Below are 26,255 nucleotides of genomic sequence, written 5' to 3'. Positions count from 1 at the left end.
AATAAAAAATGCGGTCAAAAACATCAGAGATTTTGACCGCACTTTTTTTATCTGCAATTAACGCATTGTCACAAATTCTTCAGAACCTGTTGGGTGAATTGCCACCGTATTATCAAAGTCTGCTTTAGTTGCACCCATTTTGATTGCTACAGCAAAACCTTGGATCATTTCATCTACACCGAAACCAATGCCGTGTAAGCCCACGATTTTCTCTTCTTTGCCGACACACACTAATTTCATTCGGCAAGGTTGGCGATGTTCAGTGACAGCGGTGTACATTGCCGTGAAAGAGGATTTATACACTTTCACATTTTCTTCGCCATATTGCTCAATCGCTTGCGGTTCAGTTAAACCCACTGTACCAATTGGCGGATGGCTGAACACGACGGTTGGCACAAGATTGTAATCTAAATGCTCATTTGGTTTGTTATTGAATAAACGCTCAGACAAACGACGACCTGCCGCCACGGCAACTGGCGTTAATTCAATACCACCTTCGATAATATCACCCACTGCATAAATGCCAGGTACGTTTGTATTTTGGTATTTATCGACAATAATTTGTCCACGTGAATTCGTTTTCACACCAGTTACTTCAAGATTAATCACATCCGTTGCTGGTTCGCGACCAATCGCCCAAATTAACGTATCCACTGTGGTTTCACGACCATCTTGTAATTTCAAGATAAGCGAACCATCGGCATTTTTCACGACTTCTTCAGGCAACGCTTTAGTATGTAATTGGATGCCATCTTGTTCTAACACTTCAACTAAGGTTTCGACAATCAATGGATCTTGATTACGCAATGGGGCATGTTGGCGCACAAATAAATGGGTTTCGCTGCCTAAGCTATTTAAAACACCCGCTAATTCAACTGCAATATAACCTGCGCCTACGACTGCGACACGTTTTGGTAACTTATTTAAAGCAAATACACCATTTGAATCAATCCCGTATTCTGCGCCTTTTACTGCAGGAATACTCGGACGGCCACCCGTTGCAATTAAGATATGATCTGCAGTCACTAATTCTGTTGAACCATCTGCATAGCTCACTTCAATCGTTTTTGCATCTTTAAAACGCGCAAAACCATTTAGAACGTCCACATTATTTTTCGCTAACACATTATTGTAAGAGGTATGAATACGACCGATGTAAGCTTGACGACTTTCGACTAATTTTGCGTAATCAAACTTTTTCACTTCCACATCAAAACCATAAGCGGGTGCATAGCTATTAATGGCCTCTGCAATTTGTGCGCCATAGAACATCACTTTTTTCGGTACACAACCTACGTTCACACAAGTACCACCGAGATGTTTTGCTTCGATAATCGCACATTTTTTGCCATAACTTGCCGCACGGTTAATTGAAGCAATCCCACCTGAACCGCCACCGATAGCAATATAATCATAATGTTTAGTCATTTTCATTATCCTTTTTTACTCATTGGAATTTTGTTCTATTGTGCCTAAAACTGAACGAGAAAGCTATAAATTGATGTAATTGGAATTGTCTATATGAAGATTAGAAGACAGTTGAGTTGGAAAACAAAAAGCCGCTAAATTTCTTTAGCGGCTTCTTAGAATTTGGCTCCTCCTGCGGGACTCGAACCTGCGACATATGGATTAACAGTCCACCGTTCTACCGACTGAACTAAGGAGGAAATGGTGCCTCGAGGCGGAATCGAACCACCGACACGGGGATTTTCAATCCCCTGCTCTACCGACTGAGCTATCGAGGCGTTATCGTTATTGGCTACTGCCTGACAACGGAGCGTATTAAACTATTTTTTCGGGTATCGGTCAACAACTAAATTCAAAAAAAGTGAAAAATTTAGTGTGTTTGAATGGTTAATAACCAAAACGTCTATAAAAAGAACGTATTTTGAAAAACTCAATTAAAAATAACCGCTCTTTATAGAAAAAATAATGCCCGAGAGAAAAGTCTTTCGGGCATTGTATTTAATTTCTGAAATTATCGTCTTACACGGAATTTCTTCTGAGCAGCATCCACTTTCAATAAGTAGTTTCTTGCTTGTGAGGATGGATGTGCTGTAGTTAAGATGCGATATACCTGTTCAGGATACATCTGGTTGATTTTATAAATCGCTTCATCTTTATCACTATCAAACACACGCAATACCGCGCCAGCTCCACTGTTATAAGCAGAAATCATCGCAAAGCGTTTAGAAGTTGGATTGGTGATACCGTCTAAATATTGATTTTGTAGAATCCATAAATAAGCCACACCTGCATCAATATTATTTGCTGGATCATACAAGTAACGTGCTGACGGTTGTCCGCCTTTACCTTTCATGGCAAAGATATCACGACCTGCCGTACTCGGCACTACTTGCATTAAGCCGATTGCATTTGCATAACTGATTGCATACGGGTTGAAGCTAGATTCTGTTTGCATAATACCTAAGATCAAGCTTTCATCAATACCATAACGCTCTGCGGCTTTACGTACCAATGGAAGATATTTTTGTGCACGCACTTCAACGTGGTTTGCAATCATCGAGATCACGACAAATTGCACGGTATTACCATTTTGTAAACGGCGAGTTTGCAATTTATTTTGGATTAAATAGGTGGCGAAGTTGCTTGCAATAACTTGGTTAGCAATTTGTTGGCCATTATTGTCTACCACCTGTCCTAATAAGAAAGGACGTGTACTGATCGGTACATCACCAGAAGCAAATAAGTCGATCCCTTTTGCATCTGAACCCATCAATAAGGTATGCACAATCGCATTATGTAAACGATTAAGATCTTTTTGTGTTTCAATGATGATCGAACCTTCATCAAAACTTACGTGGCTACGCGTATAGAAAGAGTCCGTATATTTCACATAGTCTTTACGGCTCGCAACTAATAGCTCATTCACCCCCCAAATACGATCGATATTATGAGAGAATTGACCCGTTAAAATATCTAAACCTTGCGTGTCTTTTGCAAACACTTCGTCATAATTAACACCACGTCGATGGCTTGGCGAGTCACTACACGCATACAAAAGCGGAAGTAGCGCCAATAATAAATACTTTTTCATAATCTTTTGTTATTTAGATGGGGGAACGTAACCTTCAATATGCACTTCTTTGCCTTCAAATAAGAAATTCACCATTTCTTCTTCTAATAATTTTCGATGTTCGGCATTCATCATATTGAGTTTTTTCTCGTTCACTAACATGGTTTGCTTTTTGATCCATTCGCCCCATGCTTGTTTACTAATTGAATTAAAAATACGTTTACCTAATTCACCAGGATACAGTTGAAAATCCAACCCTTCCGCATCTTGTTTCAAATATTCGCAAAAAATGGTTCTAGCCATAATAATTCCTTACAAATTGCGTTAATAAATTTTTCACAGGCTGAGCTAACCCGATCTGTTCAGGTGACGTTGGATCATACCAATATTTGACCGCACTTAATAGACCAGATTGAGATTCTTTTCCTTTTTCTGACAATTTTTTCCAATCTGAACGATCGCCATCTTCAGATTTTCGATCGACTTCAACATAAATAGGATGGATATCTAAATGAAAATGACTAAACGTATGACGGAAAGTCACCCATTCTTGATATTCGGTAATACCTTGTTCTTTCAGAAAATTCAGCAATGTTTGTTTATCATCAAACTGAGGGAAACAGTACAAACCACCCCATAAGCCTTTGCTTTCACGCTGTTCCAACCAGACTTTTCCTCGATAAGATAAAATCAAAAAATAGCTTTGTTTTTCCGGCAAGGATTTTTTCGGTTTCTTTCCAGGGAATTCCGTCCACTTTTCAAGTTTATTGGCTAAACAATCGTTACTTAGAGGACAAAGATCGCATTTAGGTTTTGTTCGGGTACAAATCGCCGAACCGATATCCATCATCGCTTGATTAAATTCAGCGACTCTCGTTGTTGGTGTAACCTGTTCACTCAACTGCCATAATTGATTTTCGACTTTCTTTTCACCAGGCCAACCTTCAACAGCAAAATAACGAGAAAGGACGCGTTTCACATTACCGTCTAAAATCGGATAAGGTTGATTTTGTACAGAAGATAAAATTGCCCCTGCCGTAGATCGCCCCACGCCTGTTAATGCCCAAACTTGCTCAAATTGTGTAGGAAACTCACTTTGATATTCATCTCTAATGGTTTGAGCGGCTTGATGTAAATTTCTTGCACGGGCGTAATAACCTAGTCCCGTCCACAGATGTAACACTTCATCTTGTGATGCATTAGCAAGTGCGGTCACATTGGGAAAGGTTTTAATAAAACGTTCAAAATAAGGAATGACCGTGGAAACTTGAGTCTGTTGTAACATCACTTCAGAAAGCCAAACACCATAAAGGGTTTTATTTTGCTGCCAAGGCAAATTTTTACGCCCAAACTTCTCATACCATTGTAGAACTGAATGGGCAAAAGGGGCATCAACAGAGGATTGGGCTAACATAACTTTCCTAAAGTGCGGTCAAAAATAAGCAAAAATTTTGCGATGATTCTATCACTAAAGCACACCTCTTGATCAATTTGATTTTTTCAGTATAATTCGCAGTCTATTTGGTGCCGGATTGTCGGCGATTATTAACTCACGCGGTGTAAGTGGAAAGCATTTATAGCGGCGTGGCTTCAATTTGAGGTTTTCTATGAAACAAGGTATTCACCCAGAATATAAAGAGATCACTGTAACTTGTTCTTGCGGTAACGTGATCAAAACTCGTTCAACTTTAGGCAAAGACATCAACCTTGATGTGTGCGGTAGCTGCCACCCATTCTACACGGGTAAACAACGTGTTGTTGATACTGGTGGTCGTGTTGAACGCTTTAACAGCCGTTTCAAAATCCCAGGTACAAAATAATTTGAATCTGTGTGAAGAACCCTGCCAATGCAGGGTTTTTTATTATCTGAAATTCACTATTTTCCAAATTCAATCAATAAAAAAGTGCGGTCAAAATCGACCGCACTTTTTCTATCAGTTCTAAATGCTCAATTAAAATGAATATTTTACTGTTGCATAATACGCACGACCAGGTTCGTTATAAGTATGAGCATTGTAATTTGTACTGCTTGATGAACGATAAATGCGTTTATCAAATAAGTTACTTACGCCAACACGAATGCTGATTGTATCTTTCAAATTATAACCTGCACTTAATCCCCAAACTGCATAACCACCAATATCTTCTGAGCCAGCAAGCTGATTAATATTTTTATCGTTACCATTTTCCATACGGTTCTCTGGATTTTTACGGGATTTTTGTTTACCGTATTGCGTATAAGTTAACATTGCATCCAAACTATCAGTGATTTGATAACTTAAACTTGAATTCAACGTATATTTCGGCACGATAGAAAGCGGGTTACCCGTATCTTTATTTTTGGTTTTATGCATATAAGTGAAGTTATTCACCCAGTTTAATTTATCTTGGATTAGTGGTAATGTCAGATTACCTTCAAAACCTTCAATCACTGCGCGGTTTGCATTACCCCATTTATACACATAGTTACCTAAGTTAGTTAAACCGATAAATTCACCATTAGACACGATTTTGTTACGATAATCATTACGGAAGTAAGCCACAGAAGCAAGAAGTCCATTTTTATCATATTCAATTCCGATTTCTTTATTCCAGCTGGTTTCCGGTTTAATGTCGCTATTACCTTGGAAATAACAAGTTTTATTATTTGGTACATTCGTTGGACAACCTTGACCTAAGGTAAATAGCAAGTAATTTGGGTTAGTTTGATAAAGGTTCGGTGCTTTATAAGCTCTTGCAATCCCACCTTTAATTCTCCAATCATCGTTGAGGCTTTGTAAGAAGTTTAATCCACCACTTACGTTAGAACCAGAATAACTGTTGTAATCATAACGTAAAGATGGCGTTAGGATGGTAGATTGGGTTGCTGAAATATTATCTTCAACAAATACTGCCCATTCAGTTTGACTACTATGACCTCCTCGTACATTTGAAATGCTAGTTGGTAAATGTTCTTTCAAATCATAAAGTACTTTCCCTGTCTTTTTATCTCGTCGTCCACCAAGTAACTGTGTCATAGAAGCGTCATCATCTAAACTGCTGTGTACACCTTCAAAACCAATTGTCAGCATATGATCCACACCCAAGGTAAATGGGATATAGAATTCTGAACTAAAACGCGTATTTTTAAGAATGGAATCACTAAAAGCTGATGTACTAGAATAACTGCCCTCTGGGCCACCTGCTAAATATTCTGGTAAACGGCTGTTTTTAGTTTTATCAAAAGCAACATAGGTTTTATTGTCGAAATGATCGAATTTACCTTCATAGGTTAAAGCATAGTTCTGACGATATAAACGAGCGGTTTCAGCTTTGCTTCCTGCCAAGGTTTTGGTTTCAGGATAGTTTTTATTATTGTAAAGCCCTGCCGAACTATTTTGCGTATCACCATTATAAATATTGCCTTGACGACTGAAGCCAGAATCCAAGGTTAATTTATTTTTCTCATTGATATTCCACACTAAACGGCCATTAATATCTTTATTACGTACACCTTCACGACCAGCAATTGCAGGATCGCCATTAATGCCGACTTCATCTGCTTCTGTTTTGTTCCAGTTACCATATAAACGGAATTGCAATACATCTTTAATTAATGCCCCGCTTAGATTAAAACCGACACGGTTCGTTGCGCCTTCTTTGCTATCTTCTGGTTGGTTGGTGTAATAACTTAAGCTACCGTGTAAATCATTGGTAACAGGTTTAGTGATAATATTAACCACCCCACCCATTGCACCTGAACCATAGCGTGCTGCTGAAGGGCCACGTAATACTTCAATTTTTTCAATCGCTTCAACTGGTACCCAGTTGCTGTCGCCACGAGAGTTACGCTCACCACGCACACCATAACGTTCTGCATTACGAGAGGTGACTGGTTTACCATCCACTAAAATCAATGTATTTTCTGGTCCCATACCACGAATATCAATTTGACGTTTATTTCCGCGTTGTCCTGTAGATGAGTTACCCGTTAAATTCACACCTGGCATGGTACGTAATACTTCAGATACATCATTCGTTGCTGGGCGTTTTTCGAAATCTTTTGCCGTAATAAGAGAAGAACCGAGCGATTGTTTCACTTGAGCTTCCGCTGTCACTTTAATTTCCTCAAGTTGCTCTTCCGCATAAGAATAACTTGAAAAAAGGGCGATGGTTAATGTGCTTAATGCGAAAAATGATGTTGTTTTTAAATGATTAGATTTATACATAGAAATGCTCTCCTGGCATATGTGGAATAAATAATGCCCGAGAATTCTAGTACAATACAATTTTGGTGTAAATAACAATTCTTATCATTTTTATTGGATTTAAATAAAATACCTAATTTTTTGACCGCACTTTCTTGCAATCCCAATAAATTCTAGTATTATTCACGGCTCGCCAATTTGGCGGATTTATTTCTCATGTCGGGTTCCCTACCCCCGATTAACTAACTAAAAAGGTCTTAAAATGAAAATTAATACCCCGATCTTCAATGATCAACAAAAACGTTTTGCTTTAATTTTATTAAGCTTATTTCATATCTTCATCATCACAGCCAGTAATTATTTCGTTCAAATTCCCTTTGAAATCAATTTAAAATTGACCGCACTTGGTTTTGCTGATGATTTCTCATTCCACAGCACATGGGGCACACTCACTTTCCCATTTATTTTCTTAGCCACTGATTTAACGGTACGTGTATTTGGGGCGAAAGAAGCGCGTTGGATCATCTTTATCGTAATGATTCCAGCGCTTATCGTGAGTTACATTGTTTCTGTTGTTTTCTCTAATGGACAATATCAAGGCTTAGGTGCATTAAGTGAATTCAATATGTTTGTTTTCCGTATTGCGTTCGCCAGCTTCTGTGCTTATGTTTTCGGACAATTATTAGATGTGTTAGTATTCAACCGCTTACGCCAATTAAAAACATGGTGGATTGCCCCGAGCAGCTCCATGACATTTGGTTCCCTTGCCGATACCTTTATGTTCTTTTGTGTAGCATTTTATAAAAGTAGTGATCCATTTATGGCAGAACATTGGTTTAGCCTTGGATTCGTCGATTACTTATTTAAATTATTTGTCGGCATCGTCTTGTTTGTTCCCGCTTATGGCGTGGTACTCAGCATGATTTTGCGTAAACTTCAATCTCTCGCAAGCTCCCGCCAGTTTGCTTAACCTAAGGAAATAAAATGACTGAAACCCTTTCTCTTAGAGCCAAAATAGAACAAAGCCCAATGGGGGCTTATCAATGGATGATTGTGGTCATGGCTGCTATCATGAATTTACTTGATGGCTTTGATGTATTAGCCCTGGCCTTCACTGCAACAGCCATTCGTGACGAGTTTGGCCTCACGGGGATTGAGTTAGGTTATTTATTAAGTGCCGGCTTATTTGGGATGACTGCCGGCTCACTTTTCCTTGCACCACTTGCGGATAAAATTGGTCGCCGCCCATTGTTATTAATGGCAGTATCACTCTCCGCTATCGGGATGTTAGGCTCGGCGTTTATCTCACAATATCAATGGCTCGGTTTCTGGCGCATTATCACCGGTCTTGGCGTCGGCGGTATTTTAGTGGGTACAAACGTGATCACCAGCGAATATTCCTCTCGCAAATGGCGTAGCTTTGCGATCAGTGTTTATGCTGCTGGTTTTGGTATCGGGGCGGTATTAGGCGGTATGTTCGCGGTAATGTTGCAAGGTGAGTATGGCTGGCGTTCTGTATTTTTAGCAGGTGCTATCTTGACCGGTTTACTTTTAGTGGTTTTATTTATTTGGTTACCGGAATCCATTGACTTCCTCACCTCCAAACAACCTAAAAATGCAGAAGTGCGGTTAAATTTAATCGCCAAAAGAATAGGTTTAGCCGGTGATTGGAAACTTCCAGAAAAAACGGAAAAAATTAAGACTAAATTGCCTATTGACCAATTATTCAGCGAAAAATACTTACATTCTACTCTGTTAATTTGGACAGCTTTCTTCTCCATCATGTTCAGTTTCTATTTTATTAGCTCATGGACACCAGCCTTATTAAAAGAAGCGGGCATGACGACAGAGCAAAGTGTGAGCGTAGGGATGATGATTTCATTAGGGGGCACTTGTGGCGCCTTAATCTATGGCTTACTGGCTAGCCGTTGGACGTCGCGAGGTGTGTTGATTTTATTCACCATATTATCTTCCGCCGCGATCATTACCTTTATCCTATCTTCATCCGTTTTATGGATTGCGATGGTATTCGGTATTTTAGTTGGTGCGCTCATGAATGGCTGTATCAGCGGTCTTTATACCTTAAACCCTCTTACTTATGATGCCGATATTCGTAGCACCGGTGTGGGCTGGTCGATTGGTATCGGTCGTATTGGTGCGATTCTTGCCCCTATGATTGCGGGTCGATTATTATATATGGGCTGGGACAAACAGAGCTTATATGTTGGCGTTGGCTTCGTTATGCTGATCTCAACAGTCGCACTCTTTTTCTTAAAAAGCCGCTCAGAAATTAAAGCATAATCTTTGTAAAAAATAATAAAAAGGCGTGTTGAATATCCAACACGCCCTTTTCTTTATATGATTAATTCAACCAGAAATAATATCCTATTGTCGCGATAACGAGTATACATACAATATTTAAGATAAATCCAGCTTTAACCATATCACTTTGGCGAACCTCACCTGTACCAAATACGATTGCATTTGGCGGTGTTGCTACCGGTAACATAAATGCACAAGATGCACCTAAACCGATAATTAACGCAAGACCAATTTCCGGCATACCGAGAGATTGTGCGATAGAAATAAAGATTGGTACTAATAACGCTGCACTCGCGGTATTGGAAGTGAATTCAGTTAAGAAAATAATGAAGGTTGCGACCAATAAACCGATGAGGTAGTAATGTTGTCCTTGAACTAAGAATACAATACCATCAGCTAAAACTTTACTTGCACCAGAATCTTTTAACACTGCACTCAAGGTTAAACCACCACCGAAAAGCATCAATACGCCCCAGTCAGTATTTTCTTGAATTTGTTTCCAGTTTGCGACACCAGTAGAACAAATAACAACAGCAGCAAGCAAGGCCACCACGCTATCAAAACTACCGATATTTTTGGCAAGACCAAATACACCTGAAATCATTGGATTGATATAGCTACTGAATACCCAACAGAGTGCAATCACAGCAAAAATCACAAGCGTTAAAACGCGTTGACCATTCATTTCAATACGTTCAAAGTTTTGCTCAAAACGTAAATTAAGTTTTGGTTTAAATACAATGAAAAGCGTACCAACCATTAATGGCATCAAAATAATCATAATTGGCAAGCCATACCATAACCAATCAGAGAAGGTTAAATGTAAGTTACTTGCGACGATAGCATTTGGTGGACTACCTACTAATGTCCCCATACCACCAATACTCGCACTGTATGCAATACCCAATAATACAAAAACATAAGTATTGTGTTCTTTTTCTTTATCAAGTTGGCTTAAGATCCCCATGGCTAAAGGTAACATCATTGCAGCTGTCGCAGTGTTACTCATCCACATAGAAAGGAAAGCAGTGATAGAGAAAAGATACATCACAGCGACAAATAAATTCCCACGGGCCATTGCCATGATTTTATTGGCAATCATTTTATCGAGTTTTTGTATATGTAAAGCTGTCGCTAAAGCAAAGCCACCAAAGAATAAGAAAATGGTTGGATCGGCAAACGCGACTAAAGCTTGCTTGGTTGTCACCAAATCAAGGGCAATCGCAAGTAATGGCACCAACAGAGCGGTTACTGTGACATGCAATGCCTCAGTTAACCAAAGAATCGCCACAAAGGCTAATAATGCTAAACCAGCATTTTCCTTAGGCGCGAAAGGTAAAGATTTTAATAAAATAAAAAAACAGGCTATCGCCAGCAGAAAGATAATCCCACTTTTATAATTTTTAGTTGTGTTTGTTTCGTTCATGAGTCCCTCCAAACTGATTACAGATGAACTATTTGCGATGTTAAATGAATGTTACAAACTTTCAACCAACAAATGTTTAAAATGTGATCTTGTTCAAAAAAATTTTAACAAAAAAAGTGCGGTTATTTCTAACCGCACTTTAAAAAGGTCAATAATTTCAAAATTATTCTTCTTCGAAATCTTCTAAATCTAATGCTTCTTGTGAAAGAATAATACCTGTTAAATCGGCATAAATGTAATCTTCAGGGAAGAACGTCACGCCACCAAAATTCACTGGAAGATCACTTTCACCATGATTATTTTCATCTGCGCCAACTGGAATTGGTGCAAGCGCATGGATACCAATATCAATATTTTCAAGTTGTTGAATTTGACGCACTGCACCATAAACAATAATGCCCGCCCAGTCATTATCTGCGGCAAGTTGTGCAAGCTCAGCATCAATTAAAGCACGACGTACTGCACCACCACCATCTACGACAAGCACTCTGCCTTCACCATTTTCTTCAAGGATCTCGGCAATTAATCCATTATTTTCAAAACATTTTACTGTCGTCACTTTGCCGTAGAAATTGCTGACGCCACCAAAGCTAGAAAAAATTGGCTCAACCACATCTACTTGATCAGCATAAATATCACAAAGTTCTGAAGTATCGATATACATAATGTACCCCTTGTCGTTAAAATTTTTTCTCTAGTATAAGCCGATTTAGCCGATAAGCAAGCCTAAACTAAACAAGATATTGATAAATAAAGAAATCATTGACATCTGTGCTAACATCGGACGTAACACTGCAGGCTCTTTACTACGATAAACAAATAATGCGTGTTTTAATAATAATGGAAATGCTAATAAAAATAAGAAATGCCAAGGACTAAATGCGGTTGATACCGCAAATAGCACATAACATAAAGCGGCAACGCTTAATAAAACACAGTGATAAATACGTCCTTTCTTCGGTCCAATACGTACAACTAAGGTGTTTTTTCCTACTTTCGCATCTTGCTCAATATCACGTAAATTATTGATATTTAAAACGGCTGTCGCCAATAAACCGGAGCCTAAAGCAGGTAACGTAATTAAGTTATCAATGCTGTGAGTTTGTAGATAGTAAGTTCCCCCTACACCTAATAGTCCAAAAAAGAGCAATACTGACAGATCGCCTAAACCTAAATAACCATAAGGTTTAGCCCCTACGGTATAAGTAATGGCAGCAATAATAGCTAGAATACCCAAACCCGCAAAGACCAATAAATCTGTGAGACTTTGATATGCGATACCAATTAAGAATGCACCTGAGAAAAATGCTCCCACCGCCATTAAAATTAAGCCCCACTTAAGTTCATTTGCGGAAATCGCACCTTGCTGAATACCGCGTAAAGGCCCAATACGTTCTTCAGTATCTGACCCTTTTTGATGATCGCCGTAATCGTTAGCAAAGTTGGAAAGGACTTGCAATAAAATGGTGGTAAGCAAGCAAAGTAACATCACGGTGAGATTAAAACTTTCTTTATCCGCCCAATATGCCAATGCTGAGCCAGTAAAAATAGAAGCTAATGCCAAAGGCAAGGTTTTTGGGCGAGCGGTTTCCCACCACATTTTCAATTTATGATTTGTCATTTTTTTTGACCGCACTTTTGATTACAATAAAGGGCGTATTCTACACGGAAATTGCCTTTTTATGAATGATTTAACACTGACTCTTCACCCAATTGCGGTGATTCACACGCCTTACAAAGAAAAATTCTCAGTGCCACGCCAACCAGATTTAGTACAAGATGGTATTGGTATTGTAGAACTGCTCCCTCCGTATAATTCGACAGAAGCTGTGCGAGGATTAGAGCAATTTAGCCATCTTTGGCTTATTTTCCAATTTGACAAAGTACCGCATGGAAAATGGCAATCAACTGTTCGTCCCCCTCGTTTAGGGGGCAATCAACGTGTCGGTGTATTTGCTTCACGCGCTACGCATCGCCCTAATCCTCTAGGCTTATCCAAAGTTGAATTACGCCAAGTGGAATGTATTCATGGACGTATTTTTCTGCATTTGGGCTCCGTGGATCTTGTCGATGGCACACCTATTTTTGATATTAAGCCTTATATTGCCTATGCTGATAGTGAACCTCAGGCAAAATCAAGTTTTGCGCAAGAAAAACCACCTGCAAAATTAAACGTAGAATTTACAGAAATCGCCCAAAGTGCGGTTGAAAAATATCACAAAAACCGACCGCACTTAGCGAGATTTATTACAGAAGTGATCGCACAAGATCCCCGCCCGGCTTATCAACAAGGTAAAGAAACCGATCGTATTTACGGTATTAGTCTGTACGAATTTAATATTAAATGGCGCATTAAAGCAGGGACAACAAATTGTGTGGAAATTTTGGATATCCAAAAATTAAAAGAACAAAAAAGCTGACTTTCGTCAGCTTTCTTTTTATCGTTTTAATTCTGTCTAATCCGGTAATGCATTCAGCACAGCTTTAACGAGCGTTGCCAACGGAATAGCGAAGAATACGCCCCAGAACCCCCATAATCCGCCAAAAATCAACACTGAAATAATGATTACTAAAGGATGTAAATTAACAACTTCAGAGAATAAATACGGCACCAACAAGTTTCCATCTAGAAGTTGACTCACCGCAAAGGCCACAATTAAATACCAAAACGTTGGGGAAATGCCAAACTGGAACATGGCGACTAAAGCAACGGGAATCGTCACCAATACCGCACCAATATAAGGGACTAAGACAGAGAGACCTACGACAACAGAAAGTAACAGCGGATAATTTAAACCAAAGCTTAAAAAGATAATATAAGTCACCACGCCAACAATCAAAATTTCTAACAATTTGCCATGAATATAATTCGCAATTTGTTGCTGCATCTCATTCCATACTTTAGACGCTAAAAGACGGTTTTTAGGCAAAAATCGGCTTACACCAGCAAGAAGTTCTGTTTTATCTTTCAGCATAAAGAACATCATTAATGGCACTAAAAATGCATAGATACCCAGTGATACAAGGTTCATTAATGAAGTAATCGACAATTTCACCGCAGATTCACCAAAGCCCAAAATCTTCGCTCGAGCCGCACTAAAAAAGGTGTCAATCATGGTGTAATCGATGAGTTCAGGATAATGCTCAGGAAGGGCTAATAACCATTCATGTAACTTATTGAACATGGCTGGCAAATCGCTTAACAAGGAAATCGTTTGATTCCATAATGTTGGTACAAGCCCGAAGAAAATTAATAACGCTAAGGTTAGAAAGCCACCAAAAATAATTAACGTGGCAAGCATTCGAGGAAATTTTAATTTTTTCGTTAAAAAATTAATCGGCATTTCCAATAAATATGCTAATACAATGGCAATCAGCAACGGGGCGATTAAATCACTAAAGAAATAAATCGCAATAAAGCCAAACAACAAAATGGCAAGTAGCCCCATCGCATGCGGATCGCTTAAGCGACGGCTATACCAATTTTTTAGCATTTCTAACATAAAGTCTTCCTAAACAAGTATTTTTTGTCATTATAAGTTAAAATTTAAATCAATCCTATATCCACTCATTCAACATAAAATAGAAGGAAACGTTATGTCTGTTAAGATTTACCATAATCCGCGCTGTTCAAAAAGCCGTGAAACCTTAGCTTTATTAGAAGAAAAAGGTATCCAACCGACGATTGAACTTTATTTGCAACAACACTACTCTGTTGAAGCATTACAGCAACTGGCTAATAAATTAGGATTAGATGATGTTAGAAAAATGATGCGTACCAAAGATGAGCTTTATCAATCATTAGGGTTAGATAATCCTGCATTAACTAAGGATGAGTTATTAAAAGCCATCAGTGAAAATTCAGCCTTATTAGAGCGCCCGATTGTGGTAAAAGGTGAAAAAGCCAAAATTGGACGACCGCCTGAAAGCGTACTCGCCATTTTGTAATTTTATTCATTTTCGCTATAATGACTTGCCGTGAAACACTTCACGGCAATTTTTTAGAGGTAAATATGACAAAAAAAACAAAAAGTGCGGTTGAAAATCAGCCCATTTATCAACACTCCAAAGGAGTCGTGAAAGATAATGCTGTGATGGCACTATTACACGACAAATTATTCCGCCAACGCGTTGAGAAAAAACGTAAAGGCAAAGGCAGTTACCAACGAAAAGCAAAATATGCGAGCAATTGGTTTGAAAAGCCCGATGATAAAGTTTTTGATTTCAGAAATTTTATCATCGGGTTTTTCGTTTCAATTTCAGTATAAAAAATAACAAACAGAGGAAGTCTATATGTCAATCAAAACAGAAGTTTTATTTAACAATACTTGGAATGTCCGTATCAGTGATCCAGGTGAAGAAGGTGCTCAAAGCCACTTTTTTGAAACCATTTATCTCACGCTCACGGCTTATTTTGAAGGCGAAAATGTGCGTTATGAATTTGTGCGTAAAGTAGAAGATCAAGTAAAAATCAAACGCTCATTTACAGAATTAAGTGAGTTATTCAAATTCTTAGGGGATTATTTGGACCCAGTTTCACTCGGTAACCTCGGCGTAAAAATGGGTAACTTAGGCGTGAAAGCTGAATAAATTTTTTCTAATAAAAAAGTGCGGTCAAATTGAACCGCACTTTTTATTTATCGACTTATTATATTATTGCGCAAGTAACACACCTAGCGCGGAATAGAGGGATTGAGCAGCTTCATTTGGTAATGCCTTGCCATCTTCATCAGTGATCACGACCGCACTTTGTTTACCCACCGCAGAAATTTGCATTTGGTAAACGCCTTTTTCTAGATTAGGCGGATTCACACCTAAACGTAACCACTCTTGTTTATCCAATGGTTTATATTTCAATTCACGATAACCACGGCCTGCAGATTCAGATGTTGCTTTAAAGCCTAATTTCGGTAGAGCAGAACCTAAACGTTGCCATGCTTGACCAAAGCTTGCATCCATACCCAATGCCATTCTGCCATTCGTATCAGTAATTAAACCAGATTGGAAAGGTCCTACAGAAGCACTACTTAAATCTTGTTGTTGCTTGTTATAAGCGCTAGTGAGCGCCGAAACAAAACGATTTAAACGATCAGATGCATAGCGCTGCTTATCAGCTTGATTTGGCGTATAAATCACACCATCACGACGCATTTGTTCTACAGAAACCGCTAACGCACTTGCATCTTGCGCCGTAACTTGTTCAATTTTATAACGGATCTCTGTATTGGCTTTATCATCTGCACGACCCGTTGGCGCCCAATCGCTAATTAATACCGCACCATTTAAAGTTGAATTCGTGCCTTCTTCTTTCAATAAACGCTCAATTTGTTTGAGATTATAAAGCTCTGCTTGTGCATCCGTATAAACAATCAATGCACGTTCGCCATCAAATTGTGTTAAAGAGTTTTTGATAATCGCTAATGGTGTTGAAGGCGGACGAATATCCACGCGTTCTTTTTTCGCATTAAGCTGAGGAAGTTCATAAGTCGGATCCGCTTGCGGTAATGTTACACCACCGCTTGCTAAAGGAGAAAAGCTCGGTATTTCACGATCAGAATTTTGATAAGTATCATTAGCCGTCTGCATTTTTTCTACGCTGTTTGAACACGCCGATAATAATGCTGCCGCGACTAAACTCAGTACGATTTTTTTCATTCCTTAAATCCTTCAATAAAAATAATTAAAATAATGACCGCTCTTTGACAAATAAAAAAGCCGAAAGTTTAAAGGGCTGTAAAAACAACCCTTTAATTCATTAAATTAAGCCAGCAATTTTTAATGCTTCTTCTACTTTTACTTGCGCACTTTCGCTTAACACTGTAAGTGGTAAACGTAAGTGTGGAGTCTTAATTAAACCTAAACGATATGCAGCCCATTTTACTGGAATTGGGTTTGATTCAATAAATAAATCTTGGTGTAAAGGCATTAAGCGGGCATTAATTTCTTCCGCTTTTGCAAAATCACCCGCTAAAGCATAGCGACACATCGCGGCCATGTCTTTTGCAGCAAGGTTATTTGTCACAGAAATGACACCTTCTGCACCTAATTTCATCGCTTCTAGCCCTGTGGCATCATCCCCACTTAACACAATGAAATCTTTACCGGCTAATTCTTTAATCGCCGTGATACGAGTTAAATCGCCTGTTGCTTCTTTAATCCCCACAATATTCTCAATTTGCGACAAACGTGCCACAGTTTCAGGTTTCATATCACTACCGGTACGACCTGGTACGTTATAAAGAAGTTGTGGTAAATCCGTGCATTCTGCAATCGCTTTAAAATGTTGGAACATGCCTTCTTGAGTTGGTTTATTGTAGTAAGGAACAACAGATAAACAGCCTGCTACACCGCTATCACGTAATAATTTTGTCATCACAATGGCTTCACTCGTTGCATTCGCACCGGTGCCAGCAATGATTGGAATACGTCCTTTTGCTAACTCAACCGTCTTTTCAATCACCTTCACATTTTCTTCAATGCTTAATGTGGCAGACTCTCCTGTTGTACCCACAGATACAATCGAATCTGTACCCGCATTGATATGAAACTCGATAAGTTTTTCTAATGTTTCAAAATCAATGTTTCCGTGGTTATCCATCGGGGTTACTAAAGCAACAATACTGCCTGAAAATAAGGGGTTTTGCGTAGTCATAAGGCGCTCCATTTACATCTATTTTGCGTATTAACAATAACATTTGAAAATATTTGGTTATAATCGCTAAAATAGCTTGAATTTACAAATCATTTTTTACATTTTTAAGGATTTTTTATGAAAACATTACAGGCTGGTGACTTAGCTCCCCAATTCACACTTTTAAATCAAGACAATCAACCGGTTTCACTTAATGACTTCAAAGGTAAAAAAGTACTCGTGTATTTTTATCCGAAAGCCTTAACGCCAGGCTGTACAACTCAAGCTTGCGGTTTGCGTGATGCTAAAAGTGAGTTAGAAAAATTAGGCGTAGTCATTTTAGGTATCAGTACAGATTCGCCAAAAAAATTGGCTCAATTTGTTGAGAAAAAGTCGCTCAATTTCACCTTGCTTTCTGATGAAGATCACCAGGTTGCTGAGCAATTTGGCGTATGGGGAGAAAAGAAATTCATGGGCCGTGTTTATGATGGTATTCACCGTATTACCTTTCTCATTGATGAGCAAGGCAAAATTCAGCACGTTTTTGATAAATTCAAAACGGGCGAACATCATCAAGTTGTCTTAGATTACCTACAATCCCGTTAAAATACCTCTCAAAAACAACCGCACTTTTCTGATTTATCTCAAAGTGCGGTAAAAAAATACTCATTTTTTTAATTTATATTTACGCTTAATTTTCCATTTGATAGAATCCACATCTAATTGAAATTCATTCTCAATTCAATTTGTGTTTTTTTATTACCCATACAAGGACTATCAAATGCTACAACTTTTTGAGTTTTTAGAACAATATAGCGATTACGTAATTATCGGAATTCTACTTCTGATGAGTGTGATCATGCTCACCGCCGTAATTGAGCGTTTTCTCTTTTTAAAGAGTGTGAACGTAGCGAAATATTCCAATATTCACGCACTTGAAATTGATTTAAATCGTAATATGACCGTAATCTCCACTGTTGGTGCCAATGCGCCCTATGTTGGCTTACTCGGTACAGTAATTGGGATTTTATTAACTTTCTACCAAATTGGTCATGGCGATGGCGAAGTCGATGCTGGAGCCATTATGATGCACCTCTCTCTTGCATTAAAAGCAACTGCAATAGGTATTTTAGTCGCAATTCCTTCCATGATGTTCTATAGCGGTTTAGGTCGTAAAGTAGAAGTAAATCGCTTGAAATGGAAAGTATTAAACGCTCAAAAAGATAAGGAATAATCGTGAAAAAATTTGATGAAATCAACATTATTCCTTTCATCGACATTATGTTGGTGTTATTAGCGATAGTGTTGGTCACCGCATCCTTTATTTCCCAAGGGAAAATTAAGGTAAATGTTCCAAAAGCCAGCTCTACGGTCGCATTCAAATCAGATGAATTAACAAAATTATTAACCGTTACGGCTGATAAACAACTTTATTTTAATGATAAGCCCATTTCACAAGAAGCGCTTGAAAAAGAAATTATGGGTTGGAATAAAGACCAAAAAGTAACGTTAAAAATTGATGCTGACGCCTCTTTCCAAGATTTCGTGACCATTACCGATATGTTATCGAAAAATGAAATCAAAAATGTCGCCATTGTTTCCATGAAAGATAAAGGCGCCCCAAGCAAAACGACTCAAGGAAATGAGTCAAAAAATACGCCTGAAGTAGGTGGAGTTGCAAGCGGAGGCGTTGGAGTAGGACTTAGTCAATGAACAGCCAACAAACCAAACGATCATTATTAGGTTTGCTTATTTCTTTATTGGTTCATGGTAGCATCCTTGGAGCGTTATTTTGGAACTGGCATACGCCACATGAAGCGGCGAGTAATGCTCCAGGTGAAATATCCACGACAATATCAATGGAAATGATTCAAGGGATGAGAATGGAGGAACCCGCTCCTGAGCCGGAACCCGAACCTCAACAGGCAGAGCCGGAACCTGAAAAACAGGAAGTTGTCTCAGATCCAACGAAGAAACCAGAGCCTGAGAAGAAAAAAGAACCTGAGAAAAAGCCAGAAAAACCAATAGAAAAACCGAAACCAAAACCGAAAGAGAAGCCAAAAGAAAAACCTAAAAATGAGGTAAAAGCAGAGAAAGCGGTGGAAATGCCGAAGAATTTACCGATTGGCGATAAGAATATTAATTCAACGGCTACGGCAAATTCTAAAGCGACAACTACGGGTCAACCTGGCACAAATGGTATTCAAGGTGGTTCCGGTGCCAATACTGATGAACATAATGCCTATCGTGCGGCTATTCGACGTGAAATTGAACGGCATAAACGCTATCCTGCACGCGCAAAAATGATGCGTAAACAAGGTATTGTTAACGTCAGTTTTAGTGTTGGAGCAGATGGTTCCCTGTCTGGAGAGCGTGTTGCTAAATCTTCTGGTGATGAAAGCTTAGATAATGCAGCACTTGAAGCTGTGAGAAGTGCGAGACCTGTTGGTCCAAAACCTGCGGGATTTGCATCTTCAGTAAGCGTACCAATTAGTTTCACCATTCAATAAATAAAAAGGCGAACATGATGTTCGCCTTTCTTTTTGCTAATTTTAATTAGCCCATACCGTATTTTTTCAATTTCTTACGCAATGTACCACGGTTGATACCGAGCATATTAGCTGCGCGGGTTTGGTTACCGCGGGTGTATTGCATAATCATATCTAACATCGGGTGTTCAACTTCCGCTAATACTAATTCGTAAAGATCATTCACATCTTGACCATCTAATTGTGATAGGTAATTGCGTAAAGCTTGTTTTACAGAATCACGTAATGGTTTGTTTGTTACTTGTGATTGAGAGTTTAAAACTGAAACGGTTAACGCTTCAGACGGACTACGTTGTTGTTCTAACATTTTTCTTTATCCAAAATTGAATTTAAAAAATCTTCCAGCACAATTAACTGCTCTTTCGGTTCATTAATTGCGTTAAAAGTCTGTCTAAAAACGGAATCGGGTTGAATTCCCTGTAAATACCAAGCCACGTGTTTGCGGGCTATTCGATAGCCTTTTTGCTCGCCATAGAACTGATGGAGTTCTTGAATATGACGCAAAATATGACCGCACTTTTCACGCAAACTTGGAGTTTGAATTATCGAATCATGTTCCACTAAGGCCTCGACGGCTTGGAAAAGCCATGGATTGCCTAGTGCGGCACGACCGATCATTATTGCATCGGCACCTGTATACTCAAGTACCTTTTTCGCTTTCGAGGCAGAATCAATATCACCATTCGCAATGACTGGAATTGAAATTGATTGTTTCACTGCTCGAATATTGTCGTATTCCGCTTCCCCTTCAAATAAGCATTCTTTCGTCCGCCCGTGAATGGTTAAAGCCTGAATACCAGATTGTTCTGCAATTTTGCCGATTTGCACACAGTTTCGATTTGCTTTATCCCAACCTGTGCGAATTTTTAACGTCACAGGCACATCAACGGCATTCACGACTTCTTTTAAAATTTTCTCCACTAAATCGGGAAATTGAAGAAGTGCAGAGCCCGCCAGCTTTCGATTCACTTTCTTTGCGGGACAGCCCATATTGATGTCGATAATTTCAGCGCCATAGGCTACATTAATTGCTGCAGCTTGGGCCATTTCTAAAGGATCAGAACCTGCGATTTGCACCGCATTTAATCCTAGCTCTTCACTATGTGCTAAACGAAGTTTCGATTTCTCTGTATGCCAAACTTGTGGATTAGTGGACATCATCTCTGAAAACGTTAATCCCGCGCCGTAATGAGCACATAAACGTCGAAAAGGTTGATCCGTGATACCTGCCATGGGTGCCAATAAAATACGATTTTTTAATTCATAAGAACCAATTCGCATTTTATGTTATCCCCAATTACAAGTCCTATCTCCAGCAAGTCAGGCCACAATAGCAACCGACAAGGGGTGCTATATTACGCATTTTTCGTTTTTTTGCAAAGGGAAATTTGTTCAAAAAATGCACTTTTTTTAATTGACAAAAAGAAATTAAGCCAATTTTAATTTACCTGTAATACGGCACCATTCCTCTTTCACCGCTACGGGATCTAAATTAAACGATTGCGCATACGCATCGCATACCGATTGTGCTTGAGTTTCTAAAATACCCGATAATCCAAGATCGCCCCCCTCTTTCACTAATTGAGAAATAATCGGGTAAAGTTCTTTTAATGGACCCGCAAGAATATTCGCCACAACAACATCTGCTTTTAAATCTGCAGGTTTATCATCGGATAAGAAAAGTTGAAGACGATCCACCACCCCATTTTGTTCTGCATTATTTCGACTGGCGAGAATTGCTTGTGGATCGATATCAATACCGATTGCATTTTTTGCCCCTAATTTAAGAGCAGCAATGGCAAGAATTCCGGAGCCACAGCCAAAATCGATCACTGTTTTGCCTGTTAAATCCAAACCATCTAACCACTCTAAGCAAAGTGCGGTTGTCGGGTGAGTACCTGTCCCAAAAGCTAAACCAGGATCAAGCATCACATTAACTGCATTTTGATCCGGCACTTCACGCCAGCTTGGACAAATCCATAAACGTTTGCCAAATTGCATTGGGTGGAAGTTATCCATCCATTCACGTTCCCAATCTTTATCCTCGATTTGCTCAATTTTGTAAGCGGTGTTTTCATCTAAATGATTTGCTTGTTTAAGCAAACTCACAATTTCATTCATATCGGTTTCTGCATCAAATAATGCAATCACATCCGTATTTCCCCACAAACGTGTTTCGCCTGGAAGTGGTTCAAAAATCGGTGTATCTTGGCTATCCATAAATGTGACCGAAACTGAGCCAATTTCTTCTAAAAAATCGCTAATTTTCTCAGCTTTTTCATTTGTACTATTTAAGCGAATTTGAATCCACGCCATCTTCTTTTCCTTTTAATTAATTTCTTTATGTAACCATCTGGGTAATAAACTTACGCCTAGGGCTGAAACCACAATAATGATAATTCCAAGCGCTGAAACAAGTGAAACCTCTTCGTTGAGTAATAATACTGCCAAAAAGACACCAAAAATCGGCTCAAGTGCGGTCAAAATTCCCGAGATTTTTGCATCCACCGAATTTAAGCCTTTATTCCACAACCAAAAGGCAAACCAACTACATGCTACACCGAGATAAATCAAACCGAAGAAACCAAGCCAGTTAAAATGGATATCCCAGTTTTCCGTCAGCAATAAAGTAAATGGCAGCATGGTGATGCTTGCTAACACAATCGAAATGGATGTATAGGCTTGTGCTGAAACCGTTGCCACCACTTTTTTCGTCCAACGCAAACAACAAGCAAACACAATACTTGCCGCCACTACTAAGGAGCAACCCAATAAACTAATTTCACTTGAGCCTTCATTTCCTTGCCCACCTAAAATTAAAATGGCTACGCCTAAAAAGGCAAAAGCCCCACACACCCAATGATACCATTTGGCACGATCTTGAAAGAAAAAATGTCCTACAAAAATCACACATAATGGCTCTAATCCAATCATGGTCGTTGCGCTCGCCGCGCTTGTATATTTTAAACCTATAAATTGCAGCAAAAAGGTCGCGGTATAATTGAAAAAACCTAGCCACCAAAGCTGTTTTCGCATCGGTTTAGACACGCCTTTCCAACGACGAAAAAAGAGTGGCATCACAATAATCGCCGCCATTAATAAACGGGCTTGGATCATCAAAATGGTGTCCATCATTGTAAAGGTGTATTTAGCGGCAACAAAGGCACTACTCCAAATAAACAATGCTAGAATTTGATAAACCATAAAGTGCGGTCCATTTTTACTGTTTTTTTGTGCCGAATTGGTTACCCAAGATGAAAGCAATCAAGCCAAATACAAGTGCAGGTACAATCGCATTAAAACCAAATAGTTTGATACCAAATTGAGTCAACAACACATAACTGCTTAATCCCACCACCATTGAGCTTATTGCACCTGCTGCATTTGCTTTATCCCAATAAATGCCTAATACAATCACCCAAAGGAATGCTGCTTCTAATCCACCGAAAGCAAATAGATTCAACCAAATAATCATATCAGGTGGATTCAGTGCCGCGAGAATTAACAACGCCGATAAAATTAGTGTAATGACTGATGAAATACGGCTAATTCGTTTTTCATTCTTCGCTGCTTCAGGTTTGCTTGCAAGATATAAATCTTTCACAAAAATTGAGGAGGATTGAATGAGTTGTGCATCAACTGTGGACATAATCGCCGACATTGGCGCGGCTAAGAAAATTCCAGCAACAATAGGTGGAAGTACTTCCAACATTAAGGTTGGAATGACTTTATCTGATACTGTTAAATCTGGCACAACGGCACGTCCTAAAGCGCCCGCCAAATGCATCCCTAACATAATGACTGAAAGGACAATCGTACCAATGAGCATGCCTCGATGTAAGGCTTTACTGTCTTTGAAAGCCATGCAACGCACGGCTGTATGTGGTAAACCTACCACACCGAAACAGACTAAGATCCAAAATGATGCCATAAATTGAAAATCAAGCATCTCATTCGGGCCGTAAGGGCTCACTAAACTCGGATCAATTTCAGTTAATTTATTGACCGCACTTTCTACGCCACCGAGATGGTAAATCACGCCCACTAATAGTACGATTGTGCCAAAAATCATTACCGTACCTTGAATCGTATCGGTTAACACGACGGCTCGGAAACCACCAATAAAAGTATAAATGCCAACCGTTAAGGCAAAAATAAGCAAGGCATGAGTGTAAGGAATCCCTATCGTGGTTTCGAGCAATCTTGCGCCACCAATAAATTGCACAACCATAGCGGCAAAGAAGGCAAGCAACAATGCTAGACTGGAAATCCAAACGAGATATTTATTTTTATAACGATAGAAAAATAAATCATTGATAGTAAGCGCATTAGTCTCGCGAGAAAGTAATGCAAACTTTTTGCCCAATGCACCTAATGCTAACCACACTGCCGGCACTTGGATCATGGCGAGTAATACCCAACCTAGCCCATATTTATAGGCAGCCCCTGGTCCACCAACAAAAGAACTGGCGCTGGCATAAGTGGAAGCCGTTGTCATCGCAAGGACAAAGCCCGTCATGGAGCGATTTCCTACATAATATTCCGTAAGGAAATCACCTTTACTGCGTTTTACATAAGCAAATAATGCTGCGCCAAAGATGAAGACTAAATAGATAGCTAATGGGAGAATAATACCTAAATTCATTATTTATTCTCCTTTGACTCAACATCTAGCGGGATATCTAAAAAGACAATTTTGACAATCCAATACCCAATGACTACAAACAAAATGGGTAAATAAATACAGGATAATTCAAACCACAACGGAAAACCTATCGGTCCAGGCGAGTCTTTGGGTAAATAAGCACAAACACACCATCCAATTACATAAAAAATAGCTAACCCTAATGCCCAGCGCGCCTCCTTGGCGGCTTGTTTATATCGTTGTGAAAGTTCCATTCTGAGTTCCTGTTAAAAAATTTTATCTATTATAAATCTAAATTAGATATTTATTTCTATCTCAAGTATAAAAATAAAGCAAGCTCAAGGCTTGCTTTTAAATTGACAGAAAATTTCTAATTTTTTCTAGCACCAAAGACACCCATTGCATCTTTTCCTTTGTAAGTTCCTGCGACCTCTTCAGCATCTTTTCCATAGAACCCACCTTCGGTATGAACACCTTTCTCGCTTGTTCCACTAAATTGATTGCCTTGAATTTTGGCAGATAAGGAAACATCATCAAAATGTACATTAGGAGAAAGAGCTCCCCCTGCAATCCCATTTGATACAAGAACATCCTTATAGCCTGTTTTGGCTAAAGAAATTGTTCCATTTAATGTTTTATCTGCGAAATTAGCCGTTAGTTTTACGAATGATAAGTTAGAATCTAAGTAATCAGCCCGCTTCTCTACATGCATACCATTTCCAGTATAATTTGCAGTACCTGATTGTGGCATTTCTGTTGTTGGATTTACACCAAATGCGACATAATAATCAGAACCTAAAGCAGGCTCCGTAAATTTTCCCCAACGAATATTTTTATAGTTTTTGCCACTAATAGAACGCAATTCAGGAGAATCTGCCTGTAGCACTTCTTTCTCATTAGTTCCAATGACTGGACGTTCGTAATACCCTGATGGAATAATTTCAATTTCTTGACCTTCAACATTAACAAGATTAACGTTATTGTCATCATGTATTTGTCTTTCAATGACCGTCACTGTTTTATCTTCTTTATTAACCTCAAAACCCACTCGTTTAAGCACGATTTGTTCTTCATTTTTTGGTTGTTCCACTGGTTTTACTGGCTCAGTTGGTTTTACTGTCTCAGCTGGTTTCACTGTCTCAGCTGGTTTCACTGTCTCAGCTGGTTTCACTGTCTCAGCTGGTTTCACTGTCTCAGCTGGTTTCACTGTCTCAGCTGGTTTTACTGGCTCAGCTGGTTTTACTGGCTCAGCTGGTTTTACTGGCTCAGTTGGTTTTGCTTGATCAGCTGGTTGAGTATTGCTATCACCGCTACTTCCACAGGCGGCTAACGTTACAGTTGCCAAAATTGTTAAACTTAATTTAGAGAGATTAAATTTCATTGTTTTTCCTTAGGTAAAAATAAATAGGTGCATATTATAAAGAGACTTAAGATATCTTTTCAAAGAAAATATATTAA

29 protein-coding genes and 2 tRNA genes are annotated in these 26,255 nt (G+C 39.0%); 11 read left to right on the top strand and 20 right to left on the bottom strand.

What is annotated here, in order from left to right; translation table 11 throughout:
• Window positions 1–57 precede the first annotated feature (57 nt).
• From gorA to mutY, 6 genes are all read right to left on the bottom strand, one after another.
• On the bottom strand, window positions 58–1,428 hold the full coding sequence (gene gorA, locus INQ00_RS04320; RefSeq protein ID WP_197547406.1) for a glutathione-disulfide reductase: 1,371 nt from the start codon (window positions 1,426–1,428) through the stop codon (window positions 58–60).
• Window positions 1,429–1,591: 163 nt separating this feature from the next.
• Window positions 1,592–1,667 (bottom strand) — tRNA-Asn (locus INQ00_RS04315).
• Between the two features lie 2 nt (window positions 1,668–1,669).
• Window positions 1,670–1,745: transfer RNA gene (locus INQ00_RS04310), tRNA-Phe, on the bottom strand.
• A 233-nt stretch (window positions 1,746–1,978) separates the two neighbouring features.
• A complete protein-coding gene (mltC, locus tag INQ00_RS04305) occupies window positions 1,979–3,058 on the bottom strand; it encodes a membrane-bound lytic murein transglycosylase MltC (RefSeq protein WP_177989115.1) in 1,080 nt (359 codons plus the stop codon).
• 9 nt (window positions 3,059–3,067) lie between these two features.
• On the bottom strand, window positions 3,068–3,340 hold the full coding sequence (locus INQ00_RS04300; protein ID WP_197547405.1) for an oxidative damage protection protein: 273 nt from the start codon (window positions 3,338–3,340) through the stop codon (window positions 3,068–3,070).
• Complete coding sequence (gene mutY, locus INQ00_RS04295) at window positions 3,333–4,451, bottom strand: A/G-specific adenine glycosylase (protein WP_197547404.1); 1,119 nt, start codon at window positions 4,449–4,451, stop codon at window positions 3,333–3,335. Before mutY ends, INQ00_RS04300 begins: the two co-directional genes overlap by 8 nt.
• Before the next feature lie 193 nt (window positions 4,452–4,644).
• On the opposite strand from mutY, the gene rpmE reads away from it, so the two are divergent.
• On the top strand, window positions 4,645–4,857 hold the full coding sequence (gene rpmE, locus INQ00_RS04290; protein WP_054419104.1) for a 50S ribosomal protein L31: 213 nt from the start codon (window positions 4,645–4,647) through the stop codon (window positions 4,855–4,857).
• Window positions 4,858–4,989: 132 nt separating this feature from the next.
• On the opposite strand, the gene INQ00_RS04285 is transcribed toward rpmE, so the two are convergent.
• A complete protein-coding gene (locus INQ00_RS04285; RefSeq protein WP_197547403.1) occupies window positions 4,990–7,245 on the bottom strand; it encodes a FepA family TonB-dependent siderophore receptor in 2,256 nt (751 codons plus the stop codon).
• A gap of 241 nt (window positions 7,246–7,486) precedes the next feature.
• Between INQ00_RS04285 and INQ00_RS04280 the strand changes: the two genes are divergently transcribed.
• Both INQ00_RS04280 and INQ00_RS04275 read left to right on the top strand, forming a co-directional pair.
• Entirely contained in the window at window positions 7,487–8,194 is a 708-nt protein-coding gene (locus tag INQ00_RS04280) for a 7-cyano-7-deazaguanine/7-aminomethyl-7-deazaguanine transporter (RefSeq protein ID WP_049381572.1), read from the top strand.
• Window positions 8,195–8,208: 14 nt separating this feature from the next.
• Complete coding sequence (locus INQ00_RS04275) at window positions 8,209–9,525, top strand: MFS transporter (RefSeq protein ID WP_197547402.1); 1,317 nt, start codon at window positions 8,209–8,211, stop codon at window positions 9,523–9,525.
• 61 nt (window positions 9,526–9,586) lie between these two features.
• Here INQ00_RS04275 and INQ00_RS04270 read toward each other — a convergent pair whose 3' ends face one another.
• The 3 genes from INQ00_RS04270 to INQ00_RS04260 form a co-directional block, all read right to left on the bottom strand.
• Window positions 9,587–10,972: a DASS family sodium-coupled anion symporter gene (locus tag INQ00_RS04270; RefSeq protein ID WP_197547401.1), complete on the bottom strand. Its 1,386-nt coding sequence runs from the start codon at window positions 10,970–10,972 to the stop codon at window positions 9,587–9,589.
• A gap of 163 nt (window positions 10,973–11,135) precedes the next feature.
• On the bottom strand, window positions 11,136–11,636 hold the full coding sequence (rraA, locus tag INQ00_RS04265) for a ribonuclease E activity regulator RraA (protein ID WP_054419092.1): 501 nt from the start codon (window positions 11,634–11,636) through the stop codon (window positions 11,136–11,138).
• Window positions 11,637–11,681: 45 nt separating this feature from the next.
• Window positions 11,682–12,593, bottom strand: a complete 912-nt coding sequence (locus INQ00_RS04260; RefSeq protein ID WP_197547400.1) for a 1,4-dihydroxy-2-naphthoate polyprenyltransferase — start codon at window positions 12,591–12,593, stop codon at window positions 11,682–11,684.
• A gap of 61 nt (window positions 12,594–12,654) precedes the next feature.
• On the opposite strand from INQ00_RS04260, the gene tsaA reads away from it, so the two are divergent.
• A complete protein-coding gene (tsaA, locus tag INQ00_RS04255) occupies window positions 12,655–13,392 on the top strand; it encodes a tRNA (N6-threonylcarbamoyladenosine(37)-N6)-methyltransferase TrmO (RefSeq protein ID WP_197547399.1) in 738 nt (245 codons plus the stop codon).
• Window positions 13,393–13,428: 36 nt separating this feature from the next.
• Here the strand turns inward: tsaA and INQ00_RS04250 are convergent, their stop codons facing one another.
• Window positions 13,429–14,475, bottom strand: coding sequence for an AI-2E family transporter (locus INQ00_RS04250; protein WP_054419087.1), 1,047 nt, complete (start codon window positions 14,473–14,475; stop codon window positions 13,429–13,431).
• Between the two features lie 94 nt (window positions 14,476–14,569).
• Between INQ00_RS04250 and arsC the strand changes: the two genes are divergently transcribed.
• From arsC to INQ00_RS04235, 3 genes are all read left to right on the top strand, one after another.
• The gene (gene arsC, locus INQ00_RS04245) at window positions 14,570–14,920 is read left to right on the top strand and encodes an arsenate reductase (glutaredoxin) (protein ID WP_054419085.1); all 351 of its coding nucleotides are present in this window, start codon (window positions 14,570–14,572) and stop codon (window positions 14,918–14,920) included.
• Between the two features lie 65 nt (window positions 14,921–14,985).
• The gene (locus INQ00_RS04240) at window positions 14,986–15,240 is read left to right on the top strand and encodes an alternative ribosome-rescue factor A (RefSeq protein WP_054419082.1); all 255 of its coding nucleotides are present in this window, start codon (window positions 14,986–14,988) and stop codon (window positions 15,238–15,240) included.
• Between the two features lie 25 nt (window positions 15,241–15,265).
• Window positions 15,266–15,562, top strand: coding sequence for a DUF5377 family protein (locus INQ00_RS04235; RefSeq protein WP_049371484.1), 297 nt, complete (start codon window positions 15,266–15,268; stop codon window positions 15,560–15,562).
• Between the two features lie 63 nt (window positions 15,563–15,625).
• On the opposite strand, the gene bamC is transcribed toward INQ00_RS04235, so the two are convergent.
• Both bamC and dapA read right to left on the bottom strand, forming a co-directional pair.
• Window positions 15,626–16,627 (bottom strand): NlpB/DapX family lipoprotein, encoded by a 1,002-nt coding sequence (gene bamC / locus INQ00_RS04230; RefSeq protein ID WP_197547398.1) that lies wholly within the window; start codon window positions 16,625–16,627, stop codon window positions 15,626–15,628.
• Window positions 16,628–16,727: 100 nt separating this feature from the next.
• Entirely contained in the window at window positions 16,728–17,624 is an 897-nt protein-coding gene (gene dapA, locus INQ00_RS04225; RefSeq protein WP_197547397.1) for a 4-hydroxy-tetrahydrodipicolinate synthase, read from the bottom strand.
• A gap of 117 nt (window positions 17,625–17,741) precedes the next feature.
• On the opposite strand from dapA, the gene bcp reads away from it, so the two are divergent.
• The 4 genes from bcp to INQ00_RS04205 all read left to right on the top strand — a co-directional run bounded on the left by bcp (window position 17,742) and on the right by INQ00_RS04205 (window position 20,113).
• Window positions 17,742–18,209 (top strand): thioredoxin-dependent thiol peroxidase, encoded by a 468-nt coding sequence (bcp, locus tag INQ00_RS04220; protein WP_197542785.1) that lies wholly within the window; start codon window positions 17,742–17,744, stop codon window positions 18,207–18,209.
• 175 nt (window positions 18,210–18,384) lie between these two features.
• Window positions 18,385–18,837: a TonB-system energizer ExbB gene (gene exbB, locus INQ00_RS04215; protein WP_054419074.1), complete on the top strand. Its 453-nt coding sequence runs from the start codon at window positions 18,385–18,387 to the stop codon at window positions 18,835–18,837.
• A gap of 2 nt (window positions 18,838–18,839) precedes the next feature.
• Window positions 18,840–19,316: a TonB system transport protein ExbD gene (gene exbD / locus INQ00_RS04210; RefSeq protein WP_197547396.1), complete on the top strand. Its 477-nt coding sequence runs from the start codon at window positions 18,840–18,842 to the stop codon at window positions 19,314–19,316.
• Window positions 19,313–20,113 (top strand): energy transducer TonB family protein, encoded by an 801-nt coding sequence (locus INQ00_RS04205; protein WP_197547395.1) that lies wholly within the window; start codon window positions 19,313–19,315, stop codon window positions 20,111–20,113. The genes exbD and INQ00_RS04205 overlap by 4 nt, the downstream gene beginning before the upstream one ends.
• Before the next feature lie 46 nt (window positions 20,114–20,159).
• On the opposite strand, the gene fis is transcribed toward INQ00_RS04205, so the two are convergent.
• The 7 genes from fis to INQ00_RS09815 form a co-directional block, all read right to left on the bottom strand.
• A complete protein-coding gene (fis, locus tag INQ00_RS04200) occupies window positions 20,160–20,459 on the bottom strand; it encodes a DNA-binding transcriptional regulator Fis (protein ID WP_005696908.1) in 300 nt (99 codons plus the stop codon).
• Window positions 20,453–21,433 carry a tRNA dihydrouridine synthase DusB gene (gene dusB, locus INQ00_RS04195; RefSeq protein WP_049368236.1) on the bottom strand — a complete coding sequence of 327 codons (981 nt, stop codon included), beginning with the start codon at window positions 21,431–21,433 and terminating at the stop codon, window positions 20,453–20,455. The genes fis and dusB overlap by 7 nt, the downstream gene beginning before the upstream one ends.
• A gap of 147 nt (window positions 21,434–21,580) precedes the next feature.
• Window positions 21,581–22,468, bottom strand: a complete 888-nt coding sequence (prmA, locus tag INQ00_RS04190) for a 50S ribosomal protein L11 methyltransferase (RefSeq protein ID WP_197547394.1) — start codon at window positions 22,466–22,468, stop codon at window positions 21,581–21,583.
• Window positions 22,469–22,480: 12 nt separating this feature from the next.
• A complete protein-coding gene (locus INQ00_RS04185) occupies window positions 22,481–23,356 on the bottom strand; it encodes a DMT family transporter (protein ID WP_197547393.1) in 876 nt (291 codons plus the stop codon).
• A 16-nt stretch (window positions 23,357–23,372) separates the two neighbouring features.
• Entirely contained in the window at window positions 23,373–24,797 is a 1,425-nt protein-coding gene (gene panF / locus INQ00_RS04180) for a sodium/pantothenate symporter (RefSeq protein ID WP_197547392.1), read from the bottom strand.
• Window positions 24,797–25,051: a YhdT family protein gene (locus INQ00_RS04175; RefSeq protein ID WP_014064732.1), complete on the bottom strand. Its 255-nt coding sequence runs from the start codon at window positions 25,049–25,051 to the stop codon at window positions 24,797–24,799. Before INQ00_RS04175 ends, panF begins: the two co-directional genes overlap by 1 nt.
• A gap of 116 nt (window positions 25,052–25,167) precedes the next feature.
• Window positions 25,168–26,178 (bottom strand): transferrin-binding protein-like solute binding protein, encoded by a 1,011-nt coding sequence (locus tag INQ00_RS09815; RefSeq protein WP_197547391.1) that lies wholly within the window; start codon window positions 26,176–26,178, stop codon window positions 25,168–25,170.
• Window positions 26,179–26,255 lie beyond the last annotated feature (77 nt).

The sequence above is a fragment of the Haemophilus parainfluenzae genome (genome assembly GCF_014931275.1).
Taxonomy (GTDB): Bacteria; Pseudomonadota; Gammaproteobacteria; order Enterobacterales; family Pasteurellaceae; genus Haemophilus_D.
This window is presented reverse-complemented; position numbering and strand designations above follow the sequence as displayed.